General features: G+C 63.6%; 22 protein-coding genes. 5 read left to right on the plus strand and 17 right to left on the minus strand.

What is annotated here, in order from left to right; all coding sequences use genetic code 11:
- Window positions 1-302: 302 nt before the first annotated feature.
- The 17 genes from MOV80_RS09540 to MOV80_RS09620 form a co-directional block, all read right to left on the minus strand.
- On the minus strand, window positions 303-2,003 hold the full coding sequence (locus tag MOV80_RS09540) for a hydrogenase maturation protein (RefSeq protein ID WP_043592412.1): 1,701 nt from the start codon (window positions 2,001-2,003) through the stop codon (window positions 303-305).
- A gap of 227 nt (window positions 2,004-2,230) precedes the next feature.
- Window positions 2,231-2,971, minus strand: coding sequence for a LytTR family DNA-binding domain-containing protein (locus MOV80_RS09545; protein WP_043592411.1), 741 nt, complete (start codon window positions 2,969-2,971; stop codon window positions 2,231-2,233).
- A complete protein-coding gene (locus tag MOV80_RS09550) occupies window positions 2,959-4,674 on the minus strand; it encodes a tetratricopeptide repeat-containing response regulator (RefSeq protein WP_019102367.1) in 1,716 nt (571 codons plus the stop codon). Before MOV80_RS09550 ends, MOV80_RS09545 begins: the two co-directional genes overlap by 13 nt.
- A 96-nt stretch (window positions 4,675-4,770) precedes the next feature.
- Window positions 4,771-6,927 carry a UvrD-helicase domain-containing protein gene (locus MOV80_RS09555; RefSeq protein WP_249605077.1) on the minus strand — a complete coding sequence of 719 codons (2,157 nt, stop codon included), beginning with the start codon at window positions 6,925-6,927 and terminating at the stop codon, window positions 4,771-4,773.
- A gap of 119 nt (window positions 6,928-7,046) precedes the next feature.
- Window positions 7,047-9,137, minus strand: coding sequence for an acyltransferase family protein (locus tag MOV80_RS09560; RefSeq protein ID WP_249605078.1), 2,091 nt, complete (start codon window positions 9,135-9,137; stop codon window positions 7,047-7,049).
- A gap of 69 nt (window positions 9,138-9,206) precedes the next feature.
- Window positions 9,207-9,677 (minus strand): DUF2269 domain-containing protein, encoded by a 471-nt coding sequence (locus MOV80_RS09565; protein WP_249605079.1) that lies wholly within the window; start codon window positions 9,675-9,677, stop codon window positions 9,207-9,209.
- Complete coding sequence (locus tag MOV80_RS09570) at window positions 9,674-10,042, minus strand: DoxX-like family protein (RefSeq protein ID WP_249605080.1); 369 nt, start codon at window positions 10,040-10,042, stop codon at window positions 9,674-9,676. Before MOV80_RS09570 ends, MOV80_RS09565 begins: the two co-directional genes overlap by 4 nt.
- Window positions 10,039-10,878 (minus strand): complex I NDUFA9 subunit family protein, encoded by an 840-nt coding sequence (locus MOV80_RS09575; RefSeq protein WP_043592407.1) that lies wholly within the window; start codon window positions 10,876-10,878, stop codon window positions 10,039-10,041. Before MOV80_RS09575 ends, MOV80_RS09570 begins: the two co-directional genes overlap by 4 nt.
- Complete coding sequence (locus MOV80_RS09580; protein WP_019102372.1) at window positions 10,875-11,246, minus strand: hypothetical protein; 372 nt, start codon at window positions 11,244-11,246, stop codon at window positions 10,875-10,877. The genes MOV80_RS09575 and MOV80_RS09580 overlap by 4 nt, the downstream gene beginning before the upstream one ends.
- Before the next feature lie 100 nt (window positions 11,247-11,346).
- On the minus strand, window positions 11,347-11,874 hold the full coding sequence (locus MOV80_RS09585) for a MarR family transcriptional regulator (protein ID WP_019102373.1): 528 nt from the start codon (window positions 11,872-11,874) through the stop codon (window positions 11,347-11,349).
- Window positions 11,875-11,993: 119 nt separating this feature from the next.
- The gene (locus MOV80_RS09590; protein ID WP_019102374.1) at window positions 11,994-12,224 is read right to left on the minus strand and encodes a DUF2061 domain-containing protein; all 231 of its coding nucleotides are present in this window, start codon (window positions 12,222-12,224) and stop codon (window positions 11,994-11,996) included.
- Window positions 12,225-12,381: 157 nt separating this feature from the next.
- Window positions 12,382-13,224, minus strand: coding sequence for a 2OG-Fe(II) oxygenase family protein (locus tag MOV80_RS09595; protein ID WP_118266352.1), 843 nt, complete (start codon window positions 13,222-13,224; stop codon window positions 12,382-12,384).
- 145 nt (window positions 13,225-13,369) lie between these two features.
- Complete coding sequence (locus MOV80_RS09600) at window positions 13,370-14,176, minus strand: DUF3658 domain-containing protein (protein ID WP_200122693.1); 807 nt, start codon at window positions 14,174-14,176, stop codon at window positions 13,370-13,372.
- Window positions 14,173-14,955 (minus strand): serine O-acetyltransferase, encoded by a 783-nt coding sequence (gene cysE / locus MOV80_RS09605; protein WP_019102377.1) that lies wholly within the window; start codon window positions 14,953-14,955, stop codon window positions 14,173-14,175. Before cysE ends, MOV80_RS09600 begins: the two co-directional genes overlap by 4 nt.
- Before the next feature lie 33 nt (window positions 14,956-14,988).
- Window positions 14,989-15,699, minus strand: a complete 711-nt coding sequence (locus MOV80_RS09610) for a TIGR02117 family protein (RefSeq protein ID WP_019102378.1) — start codon at window positions 15,697-15,699, stop codon at window positions 14,989-14,991.
- Window positions 15,700-15,705: 6 nt separating this feature from the next.
- Window positions 15,706-17,202, minus strand: a complete 1,497-nt coding sequence (gene rng, locus MOV80_RS09615) for a ribonuclease G (RefSeq protein WP_039755437.1) — start codon at window positions 17,200-17,202, stop codon at window positions 15,706-15,708.
- A gap of 17 nt (window positions 17,203-17,219) precedes the next feature.
- Entirely contained in the window at window positions 17,220-17,816 is a 597-nt protein-coding gene (locus MOV80_RS09620) for a Maf family protein (protein WP_043592405.1), read from the minus strand.
- Between the two features lie 248 nt (window positions 17,817-18,064).
- Between MOV80_RS09620 and MOV80_RS09625 the strand changes: the two genes are divergently transcribed.
- The 5 genes from MOV80_RS09625 to MOV80_RS09645 all read left to right on the plus strand — a co-directional run bounded on the left by MOV80_RS09625 (window position 18,065) and on the right by MOV80_RS09645 (window position 22,823).
- Entirely contained in the window at window positions 18,065-19,246 is a 1,182-nt protein-coding gene (locus MOV80_RS09625) for a Bcr/CflA family efflux MFS transporter (RefSeq protein WP_019102381.1), read from the plus strand.
- A 176-nt stretch (window positions 19,247-19,422) separates the two neighbouring features.
- Window positions 19,423-20,220 (plus strand): 16S rRNA (adenine(1518)-N(6)/adenine(1519)-N(6))-dimethyltransferase RsmA, encoded by a 798-nt coding sequence (rsmA, locus tag MOV80_RS09630; RefSeq protein WP_019102382.1) that lies wholly within the window; start codon window positions 19,423-19,425, stop codon window positions 20,218-20,220.
- Between the two features lie 123 nt (window positions 20,221-20,343).
- Window positions 20,344-21,249 (plus strand): glutamate/aspartate ABC transporter substrate-binding protein, encoded by a 906-nt coding sequence (locus tag MOV80_RS09635; RefSeq protein ID WP_019102383.1) that lies wholly within the window; start codon window positions 20,344-20,346, stop codon window positions 21,247-21,249.
- A gap of 162 nt (window positions 21,250-21,411) precedes the next feature.
- Window positions 21,412-22,152 (plus strand): amino acid ABC transporter permease, encoded by a 741-nt coding sequence (locus tag MOV80_RS09640; protein WP_043592404.1) that lies wholly within the window; start codon window positions 21,412-21,414, stop codon window positions 22,150-22,152.
- Window positions 22,149-22,823, plus strand: a complete 675-nt coding sequence (locus tag MOV80_RS09645; RefSeq protein ID WP_174243629.1) for an ABC transporter permease subunit — start codon at window positions 22,149-22,151, stop codon at window positions 22,821-22,823. The genes MOV80_RS09640 and MOV80_RS09645 overlap by 4 nt, the downstream gene beginning before the upstream one ends.
- Window positions 22,824-22,826 lie beyond the last annotated feature (3 nt).

Below are 22,826 nucleotides of genomic sequence, written 5' to 3' on the forward strand. Positions count from 1 at the left end.
TTATAAGAAGGCGCGGCTATTTTTTAGCTTTGACTGATGAAAAAGCGGGTTTTAAGTAGTTGTACGTAAAACAATACTGTTGTTTTTCGTCATGAAATTGAAACCAAACGGCCCGCCTAGGCGGGCCGTTTTGGTGATTGAAAACCGGCTGGGCGCTGCTTAGCGCCTGTTCAAAGTCTCGCGAGCAAGGGTGAGACAAGGCGAAAACGAACGAAAAAGCGGAATGTACGAGTGGTACATGAGCATTTTGAGCTTGTTTTTAACGCCGTATGGCTGAAGCGCAGCAGACTAGGAACAGGTTCTTAGCGCGTCTGCGCCCAATCGGCGACCAGGCGTTGCGGCGTGCCGCAGGCCTTGCGCTTGAACACGAAATTGCGGCATTTCTCCAAAAACTGGCCGCGGTTTTCCACCATGTCCTGGCGCATTTCCAGCAGCTCGGTTTGGCGGCAGCGCTCCATCCGTTCCAAGTCCAGCTCGGCCTTGCGCGCGCGTTGCGGGCGGAAGCGGTCGTCGTTCAGCGCCAGCCCGGCGGCTTGTCGCAACCAGACGCCGAAGTCGTGCGGGTCGTGCGGGCCGATGTCGTGAACCATGCCAAGACGCCAAGCTTCGCGCGCGCTCAGCGGCAGGCAGGCGTCGGTGAGCAGCCGGGCCTGTTCTTCGCCCACCGCGCGCGGCAGGCTGTAGGTCCAGTATTCCGAGCCGTACAGACCCATGGTCTTGTAGTGAGGGTTAAGCACCACGCCGCCGCGGGCGAAGACCAGGTCGGCGGCCAAGGCTAGCATCACGCCGCCGGCGCCGGCGTTGCCGGTCAGGCCGGATACCACCAGTTGGCGCGCGGTCAACATTTCCTGGCAGACGTCGTCGATGGCCTGGATATTGGCCCATGCCTCCAAGCCCGGTTCCGGCGCGGCCTGAATCACGTTGAGGTGGACGCCGTTGCTGAAGCTGCCGCGGCCGCCGCGCACCAGCAACACGCTGGTGTCCTGGGCCTTGGCCCAGCGCAGCGCCTCGCTTAGCCGTTGGCATTGTTCGGTACTCATCGCGCCGTTGTAGAACTCGAAGGTGAGTTCGCCTACGCGGCCGTATTCGCGGTAGCGGATGGGCTGGTAGCTTTCCTCGCAGTGTGGGTGGGTATTGATGGACCAGTCCAGCCGCGGCACGCCGTCCAGCAAACCGGCCAGCACATGTCGCGCCGGGCGCTTGAAGGTTTCCTCGCCGGCCTCCGGTTTGCGCCGCAGCGCGCCCAGCCACAGGCTGTGCTCGCCGGCGCCCACCAGCACGGCGTCGTCGTGCACCGCCAGTAGTTTGCCGGGCTGGCCGGCGCGGTGGTCCAGATGGGCGTCGTAGACGTAGTAGTCGCCACCGGCCAACTGCGTCAGCACGCCGGGCTGGCCGTCGGCGGCGTCGATGCGGCGCTTGATCTCTACGGCGGGCTGTTGCCACAGGAAAGCGCGGTCGCTTTGCTTCATATTGGGTTGCAACCGGCCGCGCACATGAACTTGGCCGTAGTCCAGCGGCGCGGGCTCGAAGCCGGTACCGAACTTCTCCACCACGTCGCGGATGCAATACATGGCGGCGTCGCTGACCGGGCCGTTGTAGAGCTCGGATTTACGCGTTTCCGCCGGCATGTCGAATTCGCAGCTGGACCAGATCGGGCCGGCGTCCATTTCCTCCACCGCTTGCAGCGCGGTGACGCCCCAGCGTTTTTCTCGCAGGGTGATGGCCCAATCCAGCGCCGAAGCGCCGCGGTCGCCGACGATGCCGGGGTGGATGATGACCACCGGCCGGCTGGCGTCGCGCCATAGGGTTTCCGGTACCCGGTCTTTGAGGAAGGGGCAGATGACGAGATCGGCGCCGGATTGCTGGATGTTGGCGCCGACCTCTTGCTCATTGGTGAATAGCTGCACGCTGACTTGGTGACCGGACTGGCGTAATTCCAGCCAAGCGCGTTGGGTGAGACCGTTGAACGCCGACGATAACAAAATGATTTTCAAAGACTGCATGACCACTCCTTGCCCAAAAATGAATGCATGGCCGGCGGTGGATGGCTGCCGCGTGGACCGTGCGCATGGGCGAGGATAATAGTTTTAGTTCTGATAATGACAAATGACTAATGTCAAGCTTGATGCGATTGAAAATCAAAACGCATTATTCTGTCTAAAATAATGACAGATACTTTATTTTTGTGATCTGTATATTGCTTGCGGTGGAATCAGAGGGGAGGTGCTGCCTAGTCCTGCTGGTTCAAGCATTGCTTGATGCTGGCCAACTGTCGCCGGCTGACCGGCAGAGGTTGGCCGATATCGGCCAGACGCACTTGCCATTGTTCTTCGCCGTCGGCGTTGGCGCGGAACAGTTCGCGCAGCGCGTGACGCATCACCAGGCAATTGCGATGGATACGCACGGCAGCGTCGCCCAGGCGTTGTTCCAGCGCAATCAGGGTTTCGTCCAGCAGGTATTCCGCGTCCGGGGTCACCAGAGTGACGTATTTGAGTTCGGCTTTGAGATAACGGGCCTGGGAGAAAGGGATGGGCAGTAGGCGGTCGCGCTGGCGCACTGTGAAGCTGGCTTCCGGCTGCGGCGCATCGCCGCGCTGGCGGCAGGCGCGTTCCAGCGCCTGGCGCAGCCGTTCGCGACGCACCGGTTTGAGCAGGTAGTCTATGGCTTCCAGTTCAAAGGCGTTGACCGCGTACTGTTCATGGGCGGTGGTGAAGATCAGCTGCGGCGCCAACGGCTGGCGGCGCAGCTGCTGGGCCAGTTCCAGGCCGGAAACGCCGGGCATGGAGATATCGGCCAGCACGATATCGGCTAGGTTCTGTGTCAGCCAGGCCATGGCCTGGCGGCTATCGGTCAGGCAGTAGACGTGTTGCAGCCCTTGTTCCCGCAAGAGCTGGCGCAGTCGTTCACAGGCCAGCGGCTCGTCGTCCACCACCAGCGCGCGCCAGTCTTGCCAGGGGCTTACAGCACCCATTGCGGCTTGCCCAGCTTTTCCACCAGCATGCGCCAGGCTTGAAGGATTTTCTGGAACTTGTTGTTGGTGGGGGCGATGTCGCGCACCTTGCCCAGCATGTCGTGGGCGCGGCGCATATGGCTTTCGTGCCAGCCTTGACGGTGGACGTAGGCCATGGTGGCGTTGATCAGGTTGAGCATGACCTGGATGTTTTGCGGCATTTCCTCGTGGGCTTTGACGAAGCGTTCGATGGCGGAGTCGAATTGCCCTGCCTGGGCTTCCCGCACCGCCTGGTTGTTGAGCTCCAGCACCGATTGCACGTTGTCGGCGATCAGCTGGCGGCCGTCTTCGCCCAGGCCCACTTCTTCGAACATGTCGCCGAAGCGTGCGAGCAGTTCCTCGTCGTCGTGATGGTTGCGCACCAGATCGCGCATCACATTGTTGCCGGCGTCCTTGTGCCCCTGGGCGTAGCAGGCGCGGGCGAACTCCATCTGCGCGTCGCTGCTGAGTTTGGGCGCCAGTTGGCGGAATTTGGCTTCGGCGTCGCTGAACAACTGTCGGGCCTTGTCGCGGTTGCCCTTCTTGTTTTGCAGCTGGCTGTCCACCACGCCGGCCATCCATTCGCCTTCTTCGTTGTAGCGATAGTCGCGGCGCAGATTGGACAGGGTGCGGCCGACGTTGGCGGTGTCGCCGCGCGCCAGTTGCACCCGCGCCAGCGCGGCGTAGTGGGTGGGACTGCGGTGCCAGGTGTATTTGGCGATGTCCAGCGTGGTCTGGCAGGCGTTTTCCGCCACTTCCAGCTGATTGTTGAGCAGGGCCACTTCCGCTAGCTGTTGCTGGCGGCGGAACACCACCGGCGAGATATCGGTGGCCTGCTTCAAGGTGGCCTGGGCTTCGTCCAGATTGTGGTTGCTGCGATAGAGTTTGGCCAGCCAGTCGTAGGCTTCCATCACCCGGTCGTTGTCGGTGAGCACTTCTTCGAACAGCAGCCGCGCCTCGTCGTAGGCTTTCAGGCCGGTCAGCGATTTGGCCAGGCCCATCTTGGCCCAGGGCACCGGCTTGATGCGCAGCACGTCCATATACAAGGAGCGCGCGCTGTCGAAGTCGCCAATCTTCAGCGCCAGCGAGCCCTTGAGTTTCATGAAGTCCAGCGTGAATTCGCCGCGCTCGCTAATCAGACGCGAGCAGACTTCGATGGCGCTCAGGTATTCGTGGCGCATGATGGCCTCGTCCACGAGGCGGAAGGCTTCGCGGCGGCGCATCGCCTTCTCCAGCCGTTCGCGCAGCACTTCGCCGGTGAAGGGTTTGAGCAGGTAGTCGTCCGGCCCCAGTTCCGCGGCGGAGATCACGCGCTGGGAGCGGCGCTCGCCGGTGACGATCATGAACACGCAAGACTGTTTGATCAGATTGCGCTCCTTGACCTCTTCGAACAGATAGAGGCCGTCGTAGCCGTTACCCAGATCGTAGTCGCACAGCACCACGTCGAACTCGTACTTGGCCATCTTGGCCAGCGCATCGCCGGCCTTGCTGGCGTACTCCACCTTGTCGGCGCCGAAGGACGACAGGGTCATCGCCAGCGCGCGTTGCATTTCCGGCAGGCTGTCGATGATCAGGAACAGGCGCTTGCTGTACGGATCGTCGTAGTTCTTCCGCGCGGAGGCGCCGGGCTTGCTCGCGGCGGCGACGCTCTGGAAGGTGGTGGAGTTGGTGTTGGCTGTGCTCATCTGGCTATCTTTGACGATTCTCCGCAAACTGTCATCAGTGCGACTTACAAAAATCGCTCAAGCGGCCGCCGCGGCGGCAAGCGGCTCAGCCCGAACTCAGCCGGCGCTCAGCTTGGCGTAGCGTAAATCCAGCCACTTCACGCCGTGTTCGGCGAAGTTGATTTGCAGGCGCACATCCTCGCCGCCGCCTTCGGCGTTGATCACCACGCCGCTGCCGAACTTGGCGTGTTCCACCGATTGGCCGATGCGGAAGCCCTGGCTGTTGTCGGCGGCCACGCGGCCCACCTTGGGAGCCGCGCGCCAGGAAGCGTTGGCTGATGCATTTGTCGTGGCCTGCGTTTTCACTTTAGCAGATAGGTCGTGGGTGAGCTCCGTCGGGATTTCGTCGACGAAGCGCGAGCGGATGGGGTAGCGGCTCTGGCCGTGCAGCATGCGGCTTTGCGCATTGGACAGATAGAGCCGCTGGCGGGCGCGGGTGATGGCCACGTACATCAGCCGGCGTTCCTCTTGCAGGCCCTTGCCGTCGTTCATGCTGTTCTCGTGCGGGAATAGGCCTTCTTCCAGGCCGGAGACGAAGACGGCGTCGAATTCCAGGCCCTTGGCGGCGTGCACCGTCATCAGTTGCAGCGCGTCGCTGCCGGCTTCGGCCTGGTGTTCGCCGGCTTCCAGGCTGGCGGCGCTGAGGAATTCGGTCAGCGCCTGCGCCGGCTCGTCCGGCATGAAGCCGGCGGCGGCGTTGATCAATTCGTCCAGGTTGGCTAGCCGCTCTTCGCCTTCTTTCTTGTCTTGCTCGTACATCGCGCGCAGGCCGGAGTCGTCTATGGCCAGGCTGACGGCTTCGGCCAGCGGCAGCTCGCGGCCCCGTTCGCGCATGCGTTCCACCAGCAGCACGAACTCGCCCAGTTTGGCCGCGGTGCGGCCGCCGCCGGAGGCGCAGGCGGCCTGCCACAGCGTGACGCCCTGTTCGCGGCTGACGGCCTGAAGGCCTTCCACCGTGCGCGCGCCGATGCCGCGCGCCGGCACATTGATCACGCGTAGCAGCGCGTTGTCGTCTTCCGGATTGGCGATCAGACGCAGATAGGCCAGTGCGTGCTTGACTTCCTGGCGCTCGAAAAAGCGCAGGCCGCCGTAGATGCGGTAGGGAATCTGGGCGTTGACCAGCACATGCTCCAGCAGTCGCGACTGGGCGTTGGAGCGGTAGAGAATGGCCATGTCGGACAGGTTGAAACCGTCGCGCTTGAGGCTGCGCACCTCGTCGGTGATGAATTCGGCTTCCTCGCCGTCGGAATAGGCTTCGAACAGACGGATCTTTTCGCCCTCGCCGGCGTCGGTCCACAGATTCTTGCCCAGTCGACCGTCGTTCTGCTCAATCAGCGCGTTGGCGGCGTTGAGGATGTTGCCCATCGAGCGGTAGTTTTGCTCCAGGCGCACCGGCTCGCTGACCGAGAAATCGTTGAGAAGAGAACGCATATTGCCCACTTCCGCGCCTCGGAAGGCGTAGATGCTCTGGTCGTCGTCGCCGACGGCGAACAAGGCGCCGCCGTCGCCGGCCAAGAGCTTGAGCCAGGCGTACTGCAGGCGGTTGGTGTCCTGGAACTCGTCCACCAGGATGTGGTGGAAGCGGCTGCAATAATGTTGGCGCAGCGCCTGGTTGGCGCTCAGCAGCTCGTAGCTGCGCAACAGTAGTTCGGCGAAGTCCACCACGCCTTCGCGGCGGCATTGGGCGTCGTAGGCGGCGTACAGCTCCACCAGCTTGGCTTCGTAGGGATTGAGCGCCGGCGGCAGCTTATCGGCGCGCAGGCCGGCTTCCTTGCTGCCGTTGATGAAGCTTTGCACCGCGCGCGGCGGAAATTTCTCGTCGGATAGCTCCAGGCTTTTCAGCAGGCGCTTGATGGCCGCTTGTTGGTCGGCGGAGTCCAGGATCTGGAAGGTTTGCGGCAGGCCGGCGTCGCGGTAGTGCGAGCGCAGAAAGCGGTTGCACAGGCCATGGAAGGTGCCTATCCACATGGTGCGCACGTTGACCGGCACCATGCTCGCCAGCCGAGTCTGCATCTCGCGCGCGGCCTTGTTGGTGAAGGTCACCGCCAAAACGCCGCTGGGGCTGGTTTGCCCGGTGGACAGCAGCCAGGCGATGCGGGTGGTCAGCACCCGGGTCTTGCCGCTACCCGCGCCGGCCAGCACCAGCGCGCTCTTGTCGGGCCAGGTGACGGCGCGCAGTTGTTCTGGATTGAGGCCGGCGAGGAGATCTGTCATGGCGAGGTGTCTATCTGGTTCAGGCAAAACGCCATTTTACACTAGGCGTCGACGTCGTCGGCATTGCGTGGGGAAAAGCGCGAATGGCAGCCAAGAGGCTGCCATTCGCGGGGCCGGGTTTAGCGTTCGGCGTTTCTTGCCCAGTCGAAGCTGGGACGGAAGCTTTCCGTCAAGGTCAGCGCCATGCTGGCGGTGATGTGGTCCTTGTCTTGATAGCGCACTTTGCCGTCACGGCTGGCGAAGCAGGTCTTGGCGTCGCAGAACTGGTCCAAAGGATCCCACAGCCGGATATTGGCGTGACGGGCGGCAACGCGTTGCAATAGTTGAACAATCTGCAGGCGACGGCTCTCAACTTCCGCGCGCGGAGCATCGCAGGCCGCCGCGCCCAAACGGGCCACGCATTCCGGCGGCGGCTTGCTCATCTCCGCTTCCGGCAGCACTAGGACGATTTTCAAGCCCAGGCCGGCCATGTCTTGCGCGCTGCGGTCCAGCGATTGCTCCAGGACCTGCAGCGAGGAGGCGCGGTCCAGCGGAGCGACGCCGGCCTTCATGCCGCCGGAGACGCTGGGGACGCCTTCGAGGCCGGCCGCCACCAGACCGGTCATGGCCGGTCTGCCCGGCAGATCTTGGGCGGTATAGCTGTTCCAGCGCGCGTTGAGCAGTACGCCGGTGACGCCTTGGGCCGCCAGCTGCGGCAATTCCGCGCGCACGGCCCGCGCGAAGCTGGGGCACCAACTGCGTTTTTTGCCTTCGCCCACCGGCATGGCGTCGGCCAGAGGCGGGCAACCGTGGTAGACCCTGCGCAGGATGGCGATGCCGCGCTCCTTGGCCAGCGCGTCGTACAGCGGCATCAGATGGTCGGTGTGGGAATCGCCCCAGGCCAGCAGTTTAAGCGGCGCGCCGGGCGCACCGACCTGGCATTGGGAGCGCGGGGACAAGGGGACGCCGGAGGTCGGCATGCCGCAATCGCCGACAAAATGGAAAGCGTCGCGCTTGGCTTGCAGAATGTTTTGTTGTCCCGGCCAAGGAAAGTGCTTGGGCAAATACATGGCGGCCGTGCCCAGCAACCACAGGCTTAGGGTAATGCTCAGGCCGGTCCGCAGCGTGGGTTTGACGTCGCGCAGCTTTCGCCATTGTCCCCGGCGCAGCGGCTGCTCCACATAGCGGTAGCTGAGCCAGGCCAGCGCCAGCGCCAGGATGCCGCCCAAGAGCAGGTCGCGCGTCAGGTCGCGCTCGCCCAGGCCCCAGTAACGGCCCAGCGCCAGCAGCGGCCAGTGCCACAGATAAAAGCCGTAGGACAAAAGGCCGACGTTGGTCCAGGGGCGGGAGCCGATGCAGCGGCTGATCGGGTTGGACGGGTCCAGCATGCCGGCCAGAATGAACAGCACGCTGCCGGCGACCGGCAGCAACACGATGACGCCGGGAAAGACCATGCGCTCATTCAGCAGCGCGATGGACCCCAGCAATAGCGCCAGGCCGAGCGCGGCGATGGGCAATGCCCAGCGCCTTCGCTTGCGTGGAGGCGGCAGCACCGCCAGCAAGGCGCCGGCGGCGAATTCCCAGGCGCGGGCGGGCATCAGGTAAAAGGCCTGCGGCGTATCGCGATAGGACAGCCATAAGCTCAGGGCCAGCGATCCGAGCAAGACCGCGCCAAGCGTCAAGCGCATGCGCACGTCGGTGATATGGCGATCCGCCTTGCTTAAGCGGAAGACGCCCCAGAGCAGCAAGGGCCAGACCAGATAGTACTGCTCCTCCACCGCCAGCGACCAAGTGTGCAGCAAGACTTTGAGATCGGCGTCGGAGTCGAAATAATCGAAGGCGTGCTTGAGAAAGTGATGGTTGGCGGACAGGGTGGCGACCGCGCGCACCTCCCGCCCCAGCTTGATCTGGTCGTCCGGCAGCATCACGAAGTAGGCCAGGATCAGGCTGGAGATCAATACCAGTGCCAGGGCCGGCGCCAGCCTGCGGATGCGACGCGCGTAGAATGCCTTGAAGTCAATGCGGCCTTGCGCCAGCAATTCTTGACGCAGCAGGCCGCTGATCAGAAAACCGGAAATGACGAAAAAAATGTCTACGCCGACAAAACCGCCGCCAAACCCAGGCAGGCCGATGTGGAACGCGACCACGCTGAGCACGGCCAGCGCGCGCAAGCCGTCGATGTCCGGCCGGTAAGCTTTGGCGTCGATGCAGGAATGAGGAGTGAGCGACATATTGCAGAGGGATCAAGCCGTGATTCGGGCTTGAATAATAAAAACCAAGCATTTTATCTGCTTTTCAGCTCAAACAGCCGGTTTTATCACCATAAGAAAGTATGTTGTTAGCATTGAAAGGAAGGCCGGATAGCCTAGGAACTCCCAATAGCGGGCGTAGCGCCAGTAACGCGCCGGCAGCGGCTGGCCGGCGGCCACGGCCGTGAGTGCTATCTCCGCCATGCGGACTTGCAGCCGCAGCACCGGCAGCCAGCACAGGCCGGCGAACAGGAACAGTCCGATGGAGGCGAGCAGCCAGCCGCTGGCCAGAGGCCAACCGGCCTGCCGCGCCAGCCACAGACCGGACAGCGGCTGAAAAATCATTGCTGGAGTGGTGAACCACCAGTCGGCGCGCACCACAAGCCGCGCTACCTCGGCCTGGGCGGCGCTCTTGCGGCGGCGGTTGACGAAGAACATGTAGAAGGCTGAGCCGAAGCCGGTGCCCACCATCAGGGTGGCGGACAGGATATGCAAGGTTTTGACCACGAGATAGGCGTTCATGCGGAAGTCTCCCGGCGAGCGCCCAGCCAAAGCAGCATGGCCAGAATGGGCAGGTTTTTCATTAAGGGCGCGAACGGATGCAGCCAGTTTTCCGGCAGCCAGATCGCCAGCGTAAGGCTGTAGCCGGCGACCGCGGCGGCCTGGGCCCGCCACAAGGCGCGGCAGGGGTGCAGTAGGGTCAGCATACCGAAGGCGAGGTCTAGGCCGCAGGCGGCGAGGAAGAGCGGCGCTGCCCAGCCGGTGGGTAGAGGCAAGCGTTGCAGCATGACAATGGATATGTCCCAAGCGCTGAGCGGCGGCTGTAGGCCGCTCCACAGCCACAGCGCCGCCAGCGCGTATTCGATATTGCGTGTGGACGGGTTCATGGCGCTTCCCGGAATTGGCTGCTGGCCAGCGGGGCGCGTTGCAGCAGCGCGCCGAGGGCGGCCGGGTCGCCGCAGCTGCCGCGGTTCAGCATGGCCAGGGTATCGCGGCTGATCAGGCTGGCCGGCCAGCGTTCGGCCAGCGTCGCCAGCGCCCGACTGGCTTGAGGCGGCAGGTTGAGTATGTAGGCGGGCGAGGGCAGGCCTTGCAGTTGGCGCAGCTGGCGCAGATAGTCGGCCAGCGTCAGCGCTTCGGCGCCGACGAAATCGACGACGCCCTCCGGCGCTTCATCGGCCGCGGCCAGCCTCGCCAGACCGTCGATCACGTCGTCGCGCGCGACCGGCTGCACCCGTTGGCTGCCGCCGTCGGGCAGCAGCCACAGCGGCAGCCGCGCCAGTTGCAGCAGCAGACGGCTGCTGGCGCCTTGTGGCCCGTAGATCAGCGAGGGGCGCGCGATGCGCGCCTCCAGGCCGCTGGCCAACAGGGCGGCGTCGCCGCGGCCCTTGCCGGCCAGGAACAGGGTGTCCGCTTGCGGATCCGCGCCGAGGGCCGACAATTGCACCCAGCGGCGGACATCGGCCTGATAGGCCATGCTGGCCAGCTGCAGCGGCCCCAGGTGATGAATGGCTTCCAGCGCGCCGGCCGGGCGGTCCAGCAGCTGGCCGGCGGCGTTGACCACCACGTCGACGTTTTCCAGCCAGTGACGCCAGTCGGCGCGCGGCTGGCGCAGGTCCAGCTGACGACGGCTGGGCGCGCTGACGTGATGGCCGTCTCGTTCCAGGCGCTGACGCAGCGGCCGGCCGATGAAGCCGCTGCCACCCAAGAGCAGTATCTTCATTGCGCAGCCTCCAGGGGAGCGGCCGGCGCGGTTTGGACCTGATGGGCGCCGGGACGCGGCGCCACTTGTCGCCACACCAGACGCAGCAGCACCAGCATTTGCGCCACTACGCCCAGCAAGGCCCACATCAGGATGCCGCGGATGTCCAGCCATAAGGAGGCGGAGGGGACATCCGGCGCGAACAGCAGCACGGCTAGCAGCGGGCCGGCCAGGATCAGGATCAAGAAGGCGCGTTGCCAGAACGGGCCGCCAGCGCCGTGCTCGCAAAGCGCTTGGGTCACTTGCCGCAAAGGCCCGGCCAGCAGCCACCAGCACAGCAGGCCGCACAACAGGGGGATGATGATCATACTGATGATGAATCCGCTCATGGTGTTCTCCTTGATTTCTGAAATTTCTGTCAAAACAGAAATTTAGTGGCAAAAAAAGGGCGGGCATTGTGGCTGCGCCGATCCAACCCGCGCCGTGTGTTTACTTGTCCCGGCCCAGCAGCTTCTGGATGCTGGCGCCCATCTTCAATACCCGGCTCAGGGTGGCGGTGGACAGTCGCAGCATTTCACGGGTCCAGGAGGTCAGCGTGTCCATGAACTGCCAGGTGTTGCGGATGCGTTCTTGCGCCAGCGGGCTTTCCTGCTGAAAGTCCGGGCTGTCCATGCATTCCTTCAGCACCAGCAGCGTGGGTTCGATTTCGCGACGTTGCCGCTCCGCCACGATGATGCGGAACAGTTCCCAGACATCGCCCGAGGTCTCGAAGTGGTCGCGGCGGTCGCCCAGCACATGCACGGTGCGGATCAGTTGCCAGTTTTGCAGCTCTTTCAGACTATTGCTGATGTTGGAGCGGGCCACGTTGAGGGTGTCGGCCAGTTCCTCGGCGTTCAGCGGGCGTCCGGTAATGAACAGCAGCGCGTGTATTTGAGCAACGGTGCGGTTCACGCCCCAGCGGGTGCCCATTTCGCCCCAGTGCAGCACGAAGCGTTGAGATACGGGTGTCAGTTCCATGGGGTTAACAATATTTGTTTCCGAAATTTCTGTCAACACAGAAATTCATTGGCATGATGAAAAAAAGGGAGCGGAGGGGAAGGGGCCGTGCCCGGTGAGCGGGCACGGCGTCGAAGAAGTCAGTGCTGATGGAACAGGGCGTTGTGCCCGGCAGCGCCGGTTTCGGCGGCTTGGGCCTTGCGGCCGCGGATGCGGTCCCACACTTTTTCGTGGAAGTAATAAGCCACGGTGTTGACCAGCGGTTCCACCAGGGCCAGCAGGCTGGAAACGCCGATATTGCCGGTCAGTAGATAGGCCACGCTAAAGGCGACAGTGAAATGGCAGATGGCGAAGGTGATGGTCTTGAGCATGGCTAGGCTCCTCGGTGAGAATCAACTAAATGATAGTCATTCTCATTTCCGTGCGCCAGTTGATTCTTTTGCTCAAGTCGATAGCGTAACACTAATGAATGTTTGATCTTAATTGTGGAATCCGCCGGCGGAGAGTGGGGCTTCCGCCGGCAGGGGCTTACTGTTTGACGCCCAGTTCGCGTAGGCGCTCGTTCAGATAGCTGTCCGCGGTGTAGCGGTTGGACAGCACGACTTCCGGCCGCGGGTGCAGGAACAGCGGCAGCGAGATGCGGCTCTTGGTCGCGCCTTCGCCGGTGGGGTTGACCACGCGGTGCTGGGTGGACGGGTAGTAGCCGCCGGAGGCTTCTTGCAGCATGTCGCCGATATTGACCACCAGGGTGCCGAAATCACAGGGTACGTCCAGCCACTCGCCTTGCTTGTCCTGTACTTGCAAACCGGGTTCGTTGGCGGCGGGCAGGATGGTCAGCAGATTGATGTCGCCGTGGGCGGCGGCGCGCAGCGAGCCGGCGGGTTCCTGGCCGGTGAGCGGCGGATAGCGCAGCACGCGCAGCAGGGTCTTCTGGCTGTCTGCGATCATGTGGGACAGCGGTTCGGTGTAGCTGGCGGCGATGTGGGCCGGGGTGTATTGCTGCACCCAGGACAGCAGTTCTTGAGCCAACTGGTTGGCGACGGCGTAGTAGCGGTCGGCATCCGCCTTGAGTTCCGGCGGCACACGGCCCCACGGGTAGATGTGGAAGTATTCCTTGATGTCTTTCAGGCTTGAGCCCTTGGCGGTTTCCGACACCTCCGGGGAAAACCAGCCATCCTGGCGCTCCATGGAGAAGGCGTAGTCGTATTTGGCCTGGCTGTTGAAGAAGGCAAGCCAGTCCGCATAGATTTTTTCGACCAGGTCCTGGGGTACCGGATGATTGACCAGCACGCCGAAGCCGGTTTCGTGCAGCGAACGGGTGAATTGTTCCGCGGCGTCCGGCGCGTGGTAGTCGACAACTCTGACATTCATGGGGTGGGGTTCCTGAGGATTGCAGGACGCTGCCATTCAATGGCGGGGCAGGCGTCAAGGGCTGGGATTTTACCCGCGCGGCTGTGCATCACCAAGCGCTTGCTGTAGTCCTTCAGGGCAGATGTCGCGCTGTAGCAACTGGGCTTCAGGCGCAGCGGCGGATTCGGGGGGAAGAACCCGTCGTTCCAGCCGCGCTTTCGGCGCAGAGCCGACCTGCGCGCAGCAGTTGCTGCACGCGCCAGAACAGAAGGTCGGATGAAACCAGTGCGTCCCGGATGCGGATGAACGCGGCGCCGACCAGGCGCTGGATAGCGAGCGGGTCCGCGCCGGCCTGTTCCAGCAGCAGCGCATCGTAATGCTCCAGCGGCGCTTCAACGATGGTGTTGTCCTGCCAGCGGCGTAGTCCCTGGCCGTGTTCGCGCCAGTGGCGCCATTGCGCGGCCAGCGCTTGCCGTTCCGCGGCGCTGAGCGGGCGTTGCAGCGACCTGCAGGCGGCCAGCCGGTCCAGCGGCAGCATGGCCAGGCTCCATTCCGCCATCTCGTCGCCGGCTTGCCATGCCGGCTCCGGCACGGTGATGACGGACAGCGGGCAGTGTGCAGGCAGTTGTTCTGCCAGCAGCGCCAGCGTCAGGTGGTCGCCGGCGTTGCGGCCCAGCCAGACGGTGAGCGGGCGCGGCTGTTCCAGAAGCCGCAGCAGCGCTTTGCGGCTGGCTTGGTGGCGGAGCAGCCAGCCGTCCTCGTATTCCGGCAGCCAGGGTTGAGCTTGTAGCAGCTGTTGGTGCCAGGCCATGCGCAGGCCTTGATCGATGGCGTCGGCGTCCAGAAGCGGGCCGGCGCTCAGATCTTCGATGAAGGGTAGGACGTCGCCGTTGAGCAGGCCGTCGCGTCGCAGCGCGTTCAGCATGCCGGCGGCGGAGTCGCCGACAGCGAGGTGGGCCCGCTCAGCGCTCATACGCGCTGATCCATATCCAGCGCCGGGGTGCCTTCGCATGCGCGGGCCACCACGCGGGCGGGTACGCCGACTACGGTGGTGTGGGCCGGCACGTCTTCCAGCACCACGCTGCCGGCGCCTATCTTGGCGCAGGCGCCCACCTGGATGTTGCCGAGGATGGAGGTGTTGGCGCCGATCAGCACGCCGTCGGCGATCTTGGGATGGCGGTCGCCGTGTTCCTTGCCGGTTCCGCCCAGGGTGACGCCCTGCAGCATCGAGACGTTGTCGCCGATGACGGCGGTTTCGCCCACCACGACGCCCGTGCCGTGGTCCAGCATCACGCCCTGGCCGATGCGGGCGGCCGGGTGGATGTCGGCGCCGGTGACTTCGGAAATGCGGTTTTGCAGGAACAGCGCCAGGGTTTTGCGCTCTTCCCGCCACAGCCAGTGGGTGATGCGCTGGCACTGGATGGCGTGGAAGCCTTTGAAATAGAGCAGCGGGGTGGAGTAGTTGTCGCAGGCCGGATCGCGGTCAAAGCAGGCGCTGATGTCGGCGCGCGTGGCGGCGCTGATGGCCGGGTCGGCGTCCAGCGCTTCTCGGAACAGTTCCATCAGCGCGCGGGCGTCCATCACCGGGCTGGCGAGCTTGCTGGACAGGTGAAAGGCCAGCACGTCTTCCAGGGTATTGTGGCGCAGCACGGTCATGTGCAGGAAACTGGCCAGCATGGGCTCGTCTTGCGCGGCTTGTTCGGCTTCCTGCCGGATGGCGAACCAGAGCGGATCGCCGTTTTCTTCGTTCATTTTGCGAAACTCCCTTACGCCGAGGCGATCGTCTCAGCGGTCTTTCAATTGCCAGAATAGTGCGTGGTCGAATGGGGACCACCAAGCGGTGCGCACGCCGCTGGCCGCCAGCGCGTCGCGCACCCACTGGTTGCAGGTGGTCAACGGGCTATAGCGGCCGTTGGCCAGATAAAACGCATCCTGATCATGATAATGATAGCCCTGCATCCAGAGGGCTTTTCCGATTGCGTCGCGGGCGACGGAGGCCTGGATGAAGCCGGCCAGCCGCCGGTATTGTTCCGGCGCAAGCATCAGGCGCCGGGTGGCGGCACCTTCGCGCGGCATCGGCAGATATTCCACATGCAGTACGGCGCCGTCCAGCCCGGACAGGGCGTAAAGCGCTTTGCCTGGGGTGAGGTCCAACCAGTCCCGTGTTTCCAGGAAAAAGCTGCGGCTGCCCCAGCCTATGCCCACATAGGGCAGTTTGTCCAGATTGGGCCCGGCGCGCGGATGCCCTGGGGGAAAGGTCTCGTCCCAGTTCATGCCGGGGCCGCTGCGCGGCAGCAGCAGGCCAGCGTGCACACCATTGCTGTCCAGGAAAACCGGAATGCCGGCGCCGCTCTGCCGCCAGTCACGGTTGACCGGGAGCAGCCCAAGCGTCAGCGCGGCGAGCAGGTAGAGAGAAATCAGCGCCAGCAGGCCCAGCGCCGCGCGGGACAACAGACGCGGCAGCCGGGCCGCCAGACGAAACGGGCGGAATGACATGGCGGCTTACAGCAGGACGACGTCGAATTGCTCCTGGGTGTAGGTGGCTTCCACAGACAGCGAGATCGGCTTGCCGATGAAGTCGATCAGCATCGCCAGGCTTTGCGATTCTTCGTCGATGAACATGTCGATCACCGATTGCGCGGCCAAGATGCGGTAACCCTTGGCGTCGAACTGACGCGCTTCGCGCACAATCTCGCGCTGGATCTCGTAGCACACGGTTTGCGCGGTCTTGATCTCGCCGCGGCCCTGACAGGTGGGGCAGGGCTCGCACAGTACGTGGGCCAGGCTTTCGCGGGTGCGCTTGCGGGTGATTTCCACCAGGCCCAGGCTGGTAAAGCCGTTGAGGGTGACGCGGGTACGGTCGCGCGCCATCGCCTTGGCCAGCTCCGCCAGCACCGCGGATTGGTGCTCGTCGTTGTCCATGTCGATGAAGTCGACGATGATGATGCCGCCCAGATTGCGCAGCCGCAGCTGTCGGGCGATGGTCTGGGTGGCTTCCAGATTGGTCTTGAAGATGGTTTCGTCGAAATTGCGGTTGCCGACGAAGCCGCCGGTGTTGACGTCAATGGTGGTCATCGCCTCGGTCTGGTCGATGATCAGATAGCCGCCGAACTTCAGGTTGACGCGGCGCGCCAGCGCCTTGTCGATCTCGGCCTCGATGCCATGCAGCTCGAACAGCGGGCGTTCTCCGCTGTAGCGTTCTATCTTGTCCACGGCGATCTGCACGTATTGCTCGGCGAACTCCACCATGCGGCTGTAGTTTTCCGTGGAGTCCACCACCACCTGGTCGGTGAAGCCGCTGACCATGTCGCGCAGCACGCGCACCGCCAGCGGCAGGTCCTCGTAGAGCAGGCTTTGCGCCGGCAGATGCTGGGATTTGTGGCGGATGTCGGACCACAGCTTGGACAAGTAGCCGATGTCGGCGGCCAATTCGTCGTCGCGCGCGGTCTCGGCGCTGGTGCGGATGATGTAGCCGCGAGGGCTGTTGGCCGGCAATAGCTTTTCCAGCCTGGATTTCAGATTGTGGCGCTCGCTTTCGCTGTCTATCTTCTGCGATACGCCAATGTGCTCTTCCTGCGGCAAGTGCACGAGGAAGCGTCCGGCCAGCGAGATCTGGGTGGACAGACGCGCGCCCTTGGTGCCAATCGGATCCTTGATCACCTGCACCAGCACGGTCTGCCCCTCGAAGAGCATCTTCTCGATGCGCTGGGGTTCGGTCGGGTGCTGGCGCTGTTCCAGCACGTCGGCGATATGCAGAAAAGCGGCGCGTTCCAGGCCGATTTCAATGAAGGCGCTCTGCATGCCGGGCAGCACGCGCTTGACCTGGCCCAGATAGATGTTGCCGACAATGCCGCGGCTGGCTGCGCGCTCCACATGCAGTTCCTGAACCACGGCGTCTTCCAGCACCGCGACTCGGGTTTCCTGCGGGGTGATGTTGACCAGGATTTGTTCCTTGGGGCGCGGCAGATCGCGCGGCAGGGGTATCGATTGATGCAGCATGGTGGTCCCCCGGGCGCTCATGGAAACTGGAAGCCGAATTCGCTCAGCAGCGCCGCGGTTTCGAAGATAGGCAGGCCCATCACGCCGCTGTGGCTGCCGTGGATGCGCTCGACGAAGACGCTGGCTTTGCCCTGGATGCCGTAAGCGCCGGCCTTGTCGAAAGGCTCGCCGCTGTCCAGGTAGCGCTCAATGTCCTGCTCGCTGAGCGGACGGAAGAACACCTCGGTGACCGAGGTCTTGAGCCGCACCTTGTCGCCTTCGCGCACCGCCACGCTGGTGATGGCTTGATGGCTGCGGCCGGAGAAGGCCCGCAGCATGCGGCGGGCGTCGTCGGCGTTTTCCGGCTTGCCGAAGATTTCGCCGTCCATCGCCACCGTGGTGTCGGCGGCCAGCAAGGGCCGGGACGGCAGTCCGCAAGACACCACGACCTGCCAGCCGGCCTCGGCCTTGGACCGCGCCAGCCGTTCTGTGTAAGCGACGGCGGATTCGCCGGGCCGCACCGATTCGTCGATATCGGCGTGGATGCGCTCCAGGTGCATGCCCAACTGTTCCAGAATTTCGCGGCGGCGAGGGCTGCCGGAGGACAGGTAAATCCGGGTGTCATTTGCGGTCATGATAGTCTGCTCATTTGTTCTTTCGGTCGCTGTCTAGGTTACCAGACGCGTGATGCCGCAACCATCGAATCCATCAGGCGCCAGGCTTTTTCAGGCCGCCGCTGTCCGTGTTAAGTGGCATCAATTTACTGTTTTTAAAGGCGCGGAAGCGGCGCCCACGCGGGTTTTTTTCCGGCGTTCTGCTGCGGCGACGCGCGCTCCCCGGTATCATGGCGGCTTGCTTCTCCATCCCCTGCCGTCATACCCCGATGCCGAATTCCAGCGTTTCCCCGTTTGCCCGCGCCGCCACCATGGCGGCCATCCTGTTGATCCTGTTCAATCCTCTGGGGATCGATCTTTACCTGTCGGCGATGCCGGCGATGCAGCGGCACTTCCAGGCCGATGTCGCGATCAGCCTCAGCGTGTTCATCTTCAGCCTGGGACTGGGGCAGTTGCTGTTCGGCCCGCTGGCGGACCGGATAGGCCGCAAGCCGGTGGCCTTGGGCGGCCTGCTGCTGTACGCGGCGGCGGCCTTCCTGGCCAGTCGCAGCGACAGCCTGGGCGGATTCCTGGGGCTGCGCGCGCTGCAGGGCTTGGGCGCCAGCGCCAGCTCGGTGTGCGCGTTCACCCTAGTGCGCGATTGTTTTTCCGGCAATGCCGCCGCGCAGCGCTACAGCCTGCTCAATGCCGCTCTGAACGTGGTGCCGGCGATGGCGCCCTTGCTGGGCGGCTGGCTGACTGCGCGCTGGGGCTGGCAGTCCTGCTTCCTGGCGCTGGCGGGCAGCGCGGTGCTGGCGGCGGCGTGGCTGGCCTGGAAGATGCCGGAAACCCGGCCCGTAGTCGCCAGCGCCGACGGAGGGCCGGCGATCAGCATGCGCCAAGTGCTGTCCACGCAGGCGCTGCGCCGCTACGGGGCTTGCTGCTGCGCGGCGCTGGCTTTGATCGTCAGCTATGTGACGCTGGCGCCGGCGGTGCTGATTGAGCGCGGCGGGGTGGACGCCACCACCTTCGGCCTGCTGTTCGGCGGCAACGCCCTCTTGGTGATGGCGGCCAGCTTCCTGGGCCTGAAGCTGATCGGCCGCTTCGGCCAGAAGGCGATGTTGCGTTACGGCCTCAACATCATGTTGCTGGCTGGCGTCTTGCTGCTGGCGCTGTCGGGGCAGCCGGGCGCTTGGCACTATATGTTGCCGATAGGCGTGCTGAGCGTGGGTTTCGCCTGGACGCTGGGGCCGGCCAGCGGCATGGCGATGGCGCCGTTTTCCCAGGCGGCCGGCCGCGCCGCCGCCTTGCTGGGCTGCGGCCAGATGCTGTTCGCCGCCGGCGTGTCGGCTGGCCTCGCCGCTTTGCCGTTGCCGGGCGAATGGGCGCTGGGCGCAATGGTATTGCTGCTGGCCGGCCTGTGTCGCTGGCTGACCCGCCCCGCCGCGGCGATTCGGGAAAATCCTCACTGATTTTCAAGTGTTTGGCATGTATTGTGAGATTTGTGGCGAATGGCCGGCTTTAGCTCTTGTCGGGCAGCCTACAATCGGCAGACAATTGGCCAAAACTTGAGAATTAACTTCGACAATGAGGCGCGACGGCAAGCTGCCCGGCGCTTCTCCGTTCTTTGTACTGATTAGCAGATTTCATGAACAAACATATTCCGCGCAAGCGCTTCGGCCAGAATTTCCTGCAGGACGCCAGCGTCATCGCCAACATCGTGCATGCGGTGAATCCGCAGCCGGACGATGTCGTCATCGAGATCGGCCCCGGACTAGGCGCGATCACCAAGCCGCTATTGGCCGCGCTCAAGCATTTGCACGTGGTGGAGATCGACCGCGACATCATCAGCCGTTTGCAAACGGAGTTTCCCGCCGAGCGTTTGAGCATTCACGCCGGCGACGCGCTGGTGTTCGACTTCGCCTCGGTGGCGGAGGGCAAACTGAAGATCGTCGGCAATCTGCCCTACAATATTTCCACGCCCTTGCTATTCCATCTGGCTACTTACGGCCAGAAGGTCACCGACATGCATTTCATGTTGCAAAAAGAGGTGATCGAACGCATGGTGGCGGAGCCGTCCACCGCCGACTACGGCCGGCTGACGGTGATGTTGCAGTACCGCTTTGAAATGGAGAACATCCTGCATGTGCCGCCGGAAGCGTTCTGGCCGCCGCCGAAGGTGGACTCCGCGGTGGTGCGGATGATTCCGGCGCCGGGCCGTTGCGGCGTGGCCGTCGACGAGGCGCTGCTGGAGCAGGTGGTGACCACGGCGTTCTCGCAGCGGCGCAAGACGCTGAAGAACAACCTGAAGGGCCTGCTGGACGCGGACGGCTTCGCCGCGCTGGAGCTGGACCCCGGGCTGCGGCCGGAAAACCTGCCGGTGGAGGATTACGTCCGCCTGGCCAATTATCTGAGCGGGAAAGGCCATAAGGCCAAACGCCCGTAACGGGGCGTTGTAAAGCAAAAATACGAGCGGGCGTTCAGCGCCCGCCGCACTACAAAGAGTCGTCCGTCCCCGTCCTTGTCGGCGGGGGCTGTCTATCACAGGAAGTGAAAAAGGAGAAACTTCATGCGTATTCGCTCCACCCTGATCTGTGCCGCCACTCTGGGCGCCTTCTGCGCCGCGCCGGCCATGGCCGCCGAACTGACCGGCACCCTGAAGAAGATCAAGGATTCCGGCGTGATCGTCCTGGGCAACCGCGACGCGTCCATTCCGTTTTCCTACTACGACAACAATCAGAAGCCGGTGGGCTACTCGGTTGACCTGGCCAACAAAGTGGTCGAGCAGGTGAAAAAAGAGCTGAAAATGCCCAACCTGCAGGTCAAGTACAATCTGGTGACCTCGCAGACCCGCATCCCGCTGGTGCAGAACGGCACCGTGGATCTGGAGTGCGGCTCCACCACCAATAACGTGGAACGTCAGAAGCAAGTGGCGTTCTCGGTGGGCATCTTCGAGATCGGCACCCGTCTGCTGACCGCCAAGACCTCGGGCATCAAGGACTTCCCGGACCTCAAGGGCAAGAATGTGGTCACCACCGCCGGAACCACCTCCGAGCGCCTGATCAAGGCGATGAACGCCGACAAGAAGCTGGGCATGAACATCATCTCGGCCAAGGATCACGGCGAATCCTTCCTGATGCTGGAGTCCGGCCGCGCCGCGGCCTTCATGATGGACGACGCGCTGTTGTACGGCGAGATGGCCAAGGCCAAGAGCCCGGCCAACTGGGTGGTAACCGGCAAGGCCCAGTCCTACGAGATCTACGGCTGCATGATGCGCAAGGAAGACCCCGCCTTCAAGAAGGTGGTGGACGCCGCGCTGAGCAACACCTTCAAGTCCGGCGAGGTCAACAAGATCTACGCCAAGTGGTTCACCAGCCCGGTGCCGCCCAAGGGCCTGAACCTGAACTTCCCGATGTCCGATGAATTCAAGGAGCTGATCGCCAAGCCGACCGACAAGTCTGCCGAGCAGATGTAAGTCGCGGTTGGCGCGCCGCCGCCCCGTCCTCCTCGCCGTTGCGCGCGGAGCCGGGGCGCACGGCCGTACCCGCTTTCTTTGTGTGTGGCCGGGCGCTTGCGCCGGGCCGCGGCCCGGCGGCGCATGAGCGCGCCCGACGGGCTGGCGTTGTGGGAGTGAAGCATGAATTACCACTGGGACTGGATGGTGTTTTTCAAGTCCACCGGGGTGGGTAGCGAGATCTATCTGAACTGGTTCGTCTCCGGCCTGGGCTGGACCATCGCCGTGGCGCTGGCCGGCTGGGCGATCGCCCTGGCTTTGGGCTCGGTGCTGGGCGTGATGCGCACGGTATCGAACCGGTGGGTGGCGGGCATCGCCACCGCCTACGTCGAGTTGTTCCGCAATGTGCCCTTGTTGGTGCAATTGTTCGTCTGGTACTTTCTGATCCCGGATCTGCTGCCCGAGGGCGCGCAAACCTGGTTCAAGCAGGACCTGGCGCCGGCCACTTCCGCCTTTTTGTCGGTAGTGGTGTGTTTGGGGCTGTTCACCGCCGCGCGGGTGTGCGAGCAAGTGCGCACCGGTATCGAGGCCCTGCCGCGCGGTCAGCGCAACGCGGCGCAGGCGATGGGCTTCACCTTGCCGCAAGCCTACCGGCACGTGTTGTTGCCCCAGGCCTTCCGCATCATCATTCCGCCGCTGACCAGCGAGTTTTTGAATATTTTCAAGAACTCCTCGGTGGCTTCGCTGATCGGCCTGATGGAGCTGCTGGCTCAAACCAAGCAGACCGCGGAGTTCTCCGCCAACATCTTTGAGGCCTTCACCCTGGCCACCATCATCTATTTCGTGCTCAATATGAGCTTGATGACGCTGATGGCCTGGATCGAGCGGCGCGTGCGCATTCCCGGCATGATGGGGGGCAAATGATGGAATTGGATTTCAGTCAGATCGTTCCGGCGCTGCCGGGTTTGTGGCAAGGCATGCAGTTGACCCTGAAGCTGCTGGTGATGGCGGTAGCGGGCGGCGTGGTGTTGGGCACCTTGCTGGCCCTGGCCCGGCTCTCCGAGCACCGGGTGTTGTCGCCGCTGGCCAAGTTCTATGTTAATTACTTCCGTTCCATCCCCTTGCTGCTGGTGATCTCCTGGTTCTATCTGGTGGTGCCGATGGTGTTGAACTGGATTACCGGCAGCCTGGAACCGGTGGGCGCGTTTACCTCCTGCCTGGTGGCCTTCGTGATGTTCGAGGCGGCGTATTTCTCCGAAATCGTCCGCGCGGGCATCCAGGCGATTCCCAAGGGGCAGGCCGGCGCGGCCTACGCGCTGGGGATGAACTATGGCCAGGTGATGCGGCTGGTGATCTTGCCGCAGGCCTTCCGCAAGATGACGCCCTTGCTGCTGCAGCAGTCCATCATTCTGTTCCAGGACACTTCGCTGGTGTACGCTGTGGGTTTGATGGATTTCCTGAACACCGCCCGCTCCAAGGGCGATGTCGTCGGTTTGCCGCATGAGTTCCTGCTGTTTGCCGGCGCAGTCTATTTCGTGATCAGTTTCGGCGCTTCGCGGCTGGTGAAGCGCATGCAAAAAAGGTTGGCTGTATGAGCG

Source organism: Chromobacterium sp. IRSSSOUMB001, from assembly GCF_023507765.1.
Lineage (GTDB): Bacteria > Pseudomonadota > Gammaproteobacteria > Burkholderiales > Chromobacteriaceae > Chromobacterium > Chromobacterium haemolyticum.

Bases quoted from the DNA above. Each gene is read 5' to 3' on its own strand.
- MOV80_RS09575 (WP_043592407.1), bottom strand. From the start codon at position 10,878: ATGAAGATACTGCTCTTGGGTGGCAGCGGCTTCATCGGCCGGCCGCTG.
- MOV80_RS09540 (WP_043592412.1), bottom strand. From the start codon at position 2,003: ATGCAGTCTTTGAAAATCATTTTGTTATCGTCGGCGTTCAACGGTCTC.
- MOV80_RS09545 (WP_043592411.1), bottom strand. From the start codon at position 2,971: ATGGGTGCTGTAAGCCCCTGGCAAGACTGGCGCGCGCTGGTGGTGGAC.
- MOV80_RS09590 (WP_019102374.1), bottom strand. From the start codon at position 12,224: ATGCTCAAGACCATCACCTTCGCCATCTGCCATTTCACTGTCGCCTTT.
- MOV80_RS09635 (WP_019102383.1), top strand. From the start codon at position 20,344: ATGCGTATTCGCTCCACCCTGATCTGTGCCGCCACTCTGGGCGCCTTC.
- MOV80_RS09640 (WP_043592404.1), top strand. From the start codon at position 21,412: ATGAATTACCACTGGGACTGGATGGTGTTTTTCAAGTCCACCGGGGTG.
- MOV80_RS09625 (WP_019102381.1), top strand. From the start codon at position 18,065: ATGCCGAATTCCAGCGTTTCCCCGTTTGCCCGCGCCGCCACCATGGCG.
- MOV80_RS09565 (WP_249605079.1), bottom strand. From the start codon at position 9,677: ATGAACGCCTATCTCGTGGTCAAAACCTTGCATATCCTGTCCGCCACC.
- MOV80_RS09550 (WP_019102367.1), bottom strand. From the start codon at position 4,674: ATGAGCACAGCCAACACCAACTCCACCACCTTCCAGAGCGTCGCCGCC.
- MOV80_RS09570 (WP_249605080.1), bottom strand. From the start codon at position 10,042: ATGAACCCGTCCACACGCAATATCGAATACGCGCTGGCGGCGCTGTGG.
- MOV80_RS09600 (WP_200122693.1), bottom strand. From the start codon at position 14,176: ATGAGCGCTGAGCGGGCCCACCTCGCTGTCGGCGACTCCGCCGCCGGC.
- MOV80_RS09580 (WP_019102372.1), bottom strand. From the start codon at position 11,246: ATGAGCGGATTCATCATCAGTATGATCATCATCCCCCTGTTGTGCGGC.
- MOV80_RS09585 (WP_019102373.1), bottom strand. From the start codon at position 11,874: ATGGAACTGACACCCGTATCTCAACGCTTCGTGCTGCACTGGGGCGAA.
- cysE (WP_019102377.1), bottom strand. From the start codon at position 14,955: ATGAACGAAGAAAACGGCGATCCGCTCTGGTTCGCCATCCGGCAGGAA.
- MOV80_RS09595 (WP_118266352.1), bottom strand. From the start codon at position 13,224: ATGAATGTCAGAGTTGTCGACTACCACGCGCCGGACGCCGCGGAACAA.
- MOV80_RS09560 (WP_249605078.1), bottom strand. From the start codon at position 9,137: ATGTCGCTCACTCCTCATTCCTGCATCGACGCCAAAGCTTACCGGCCG.
- rng (WP_039755437.1), bottom strand. From the start codon at position 17,202: ATGCTGCATCAATCGATACCCCTGCCGCGCGATCTGCCGCGCCCCAAG.
- MOV80_RS09645 (WP_174243629.1), top strand. From the start codon at position 22,149: ATGATGGAATTGGATTTCAGTCAGATCGTTCCGGCGCTGCCGGGTTTG.
- rsmA (WP_019102382.1), top strand. From the start codon at position 19,423: ATGAACAAACATATTCCGCGCAAGCGCTTCGGCCAGAATTTCCTGCAG.
- MOV80_RS09620 (WP_043592405.1), bottom strand. From the start codon at position 17,816: ATGACCGCAAATGACACCCGGATTTACCTGTCCTCCGGCAGCCCTCGC.
- MOV80_RS09555 (WP_249605077.1), bottom strand. From the start codon at position 6,927: ATGACAGATCTCCTCGCCGGCCTCAATCCAGAACAACTGCGCGCCGTC.
- MOV80_RS09610 (WP_019102378.1), bottom strand. From the start codon at position 15,699: ATGTCATTCCGCCCGTTTCGTCTGGCGGCCCGGCTGCCGCGTCTGTTG.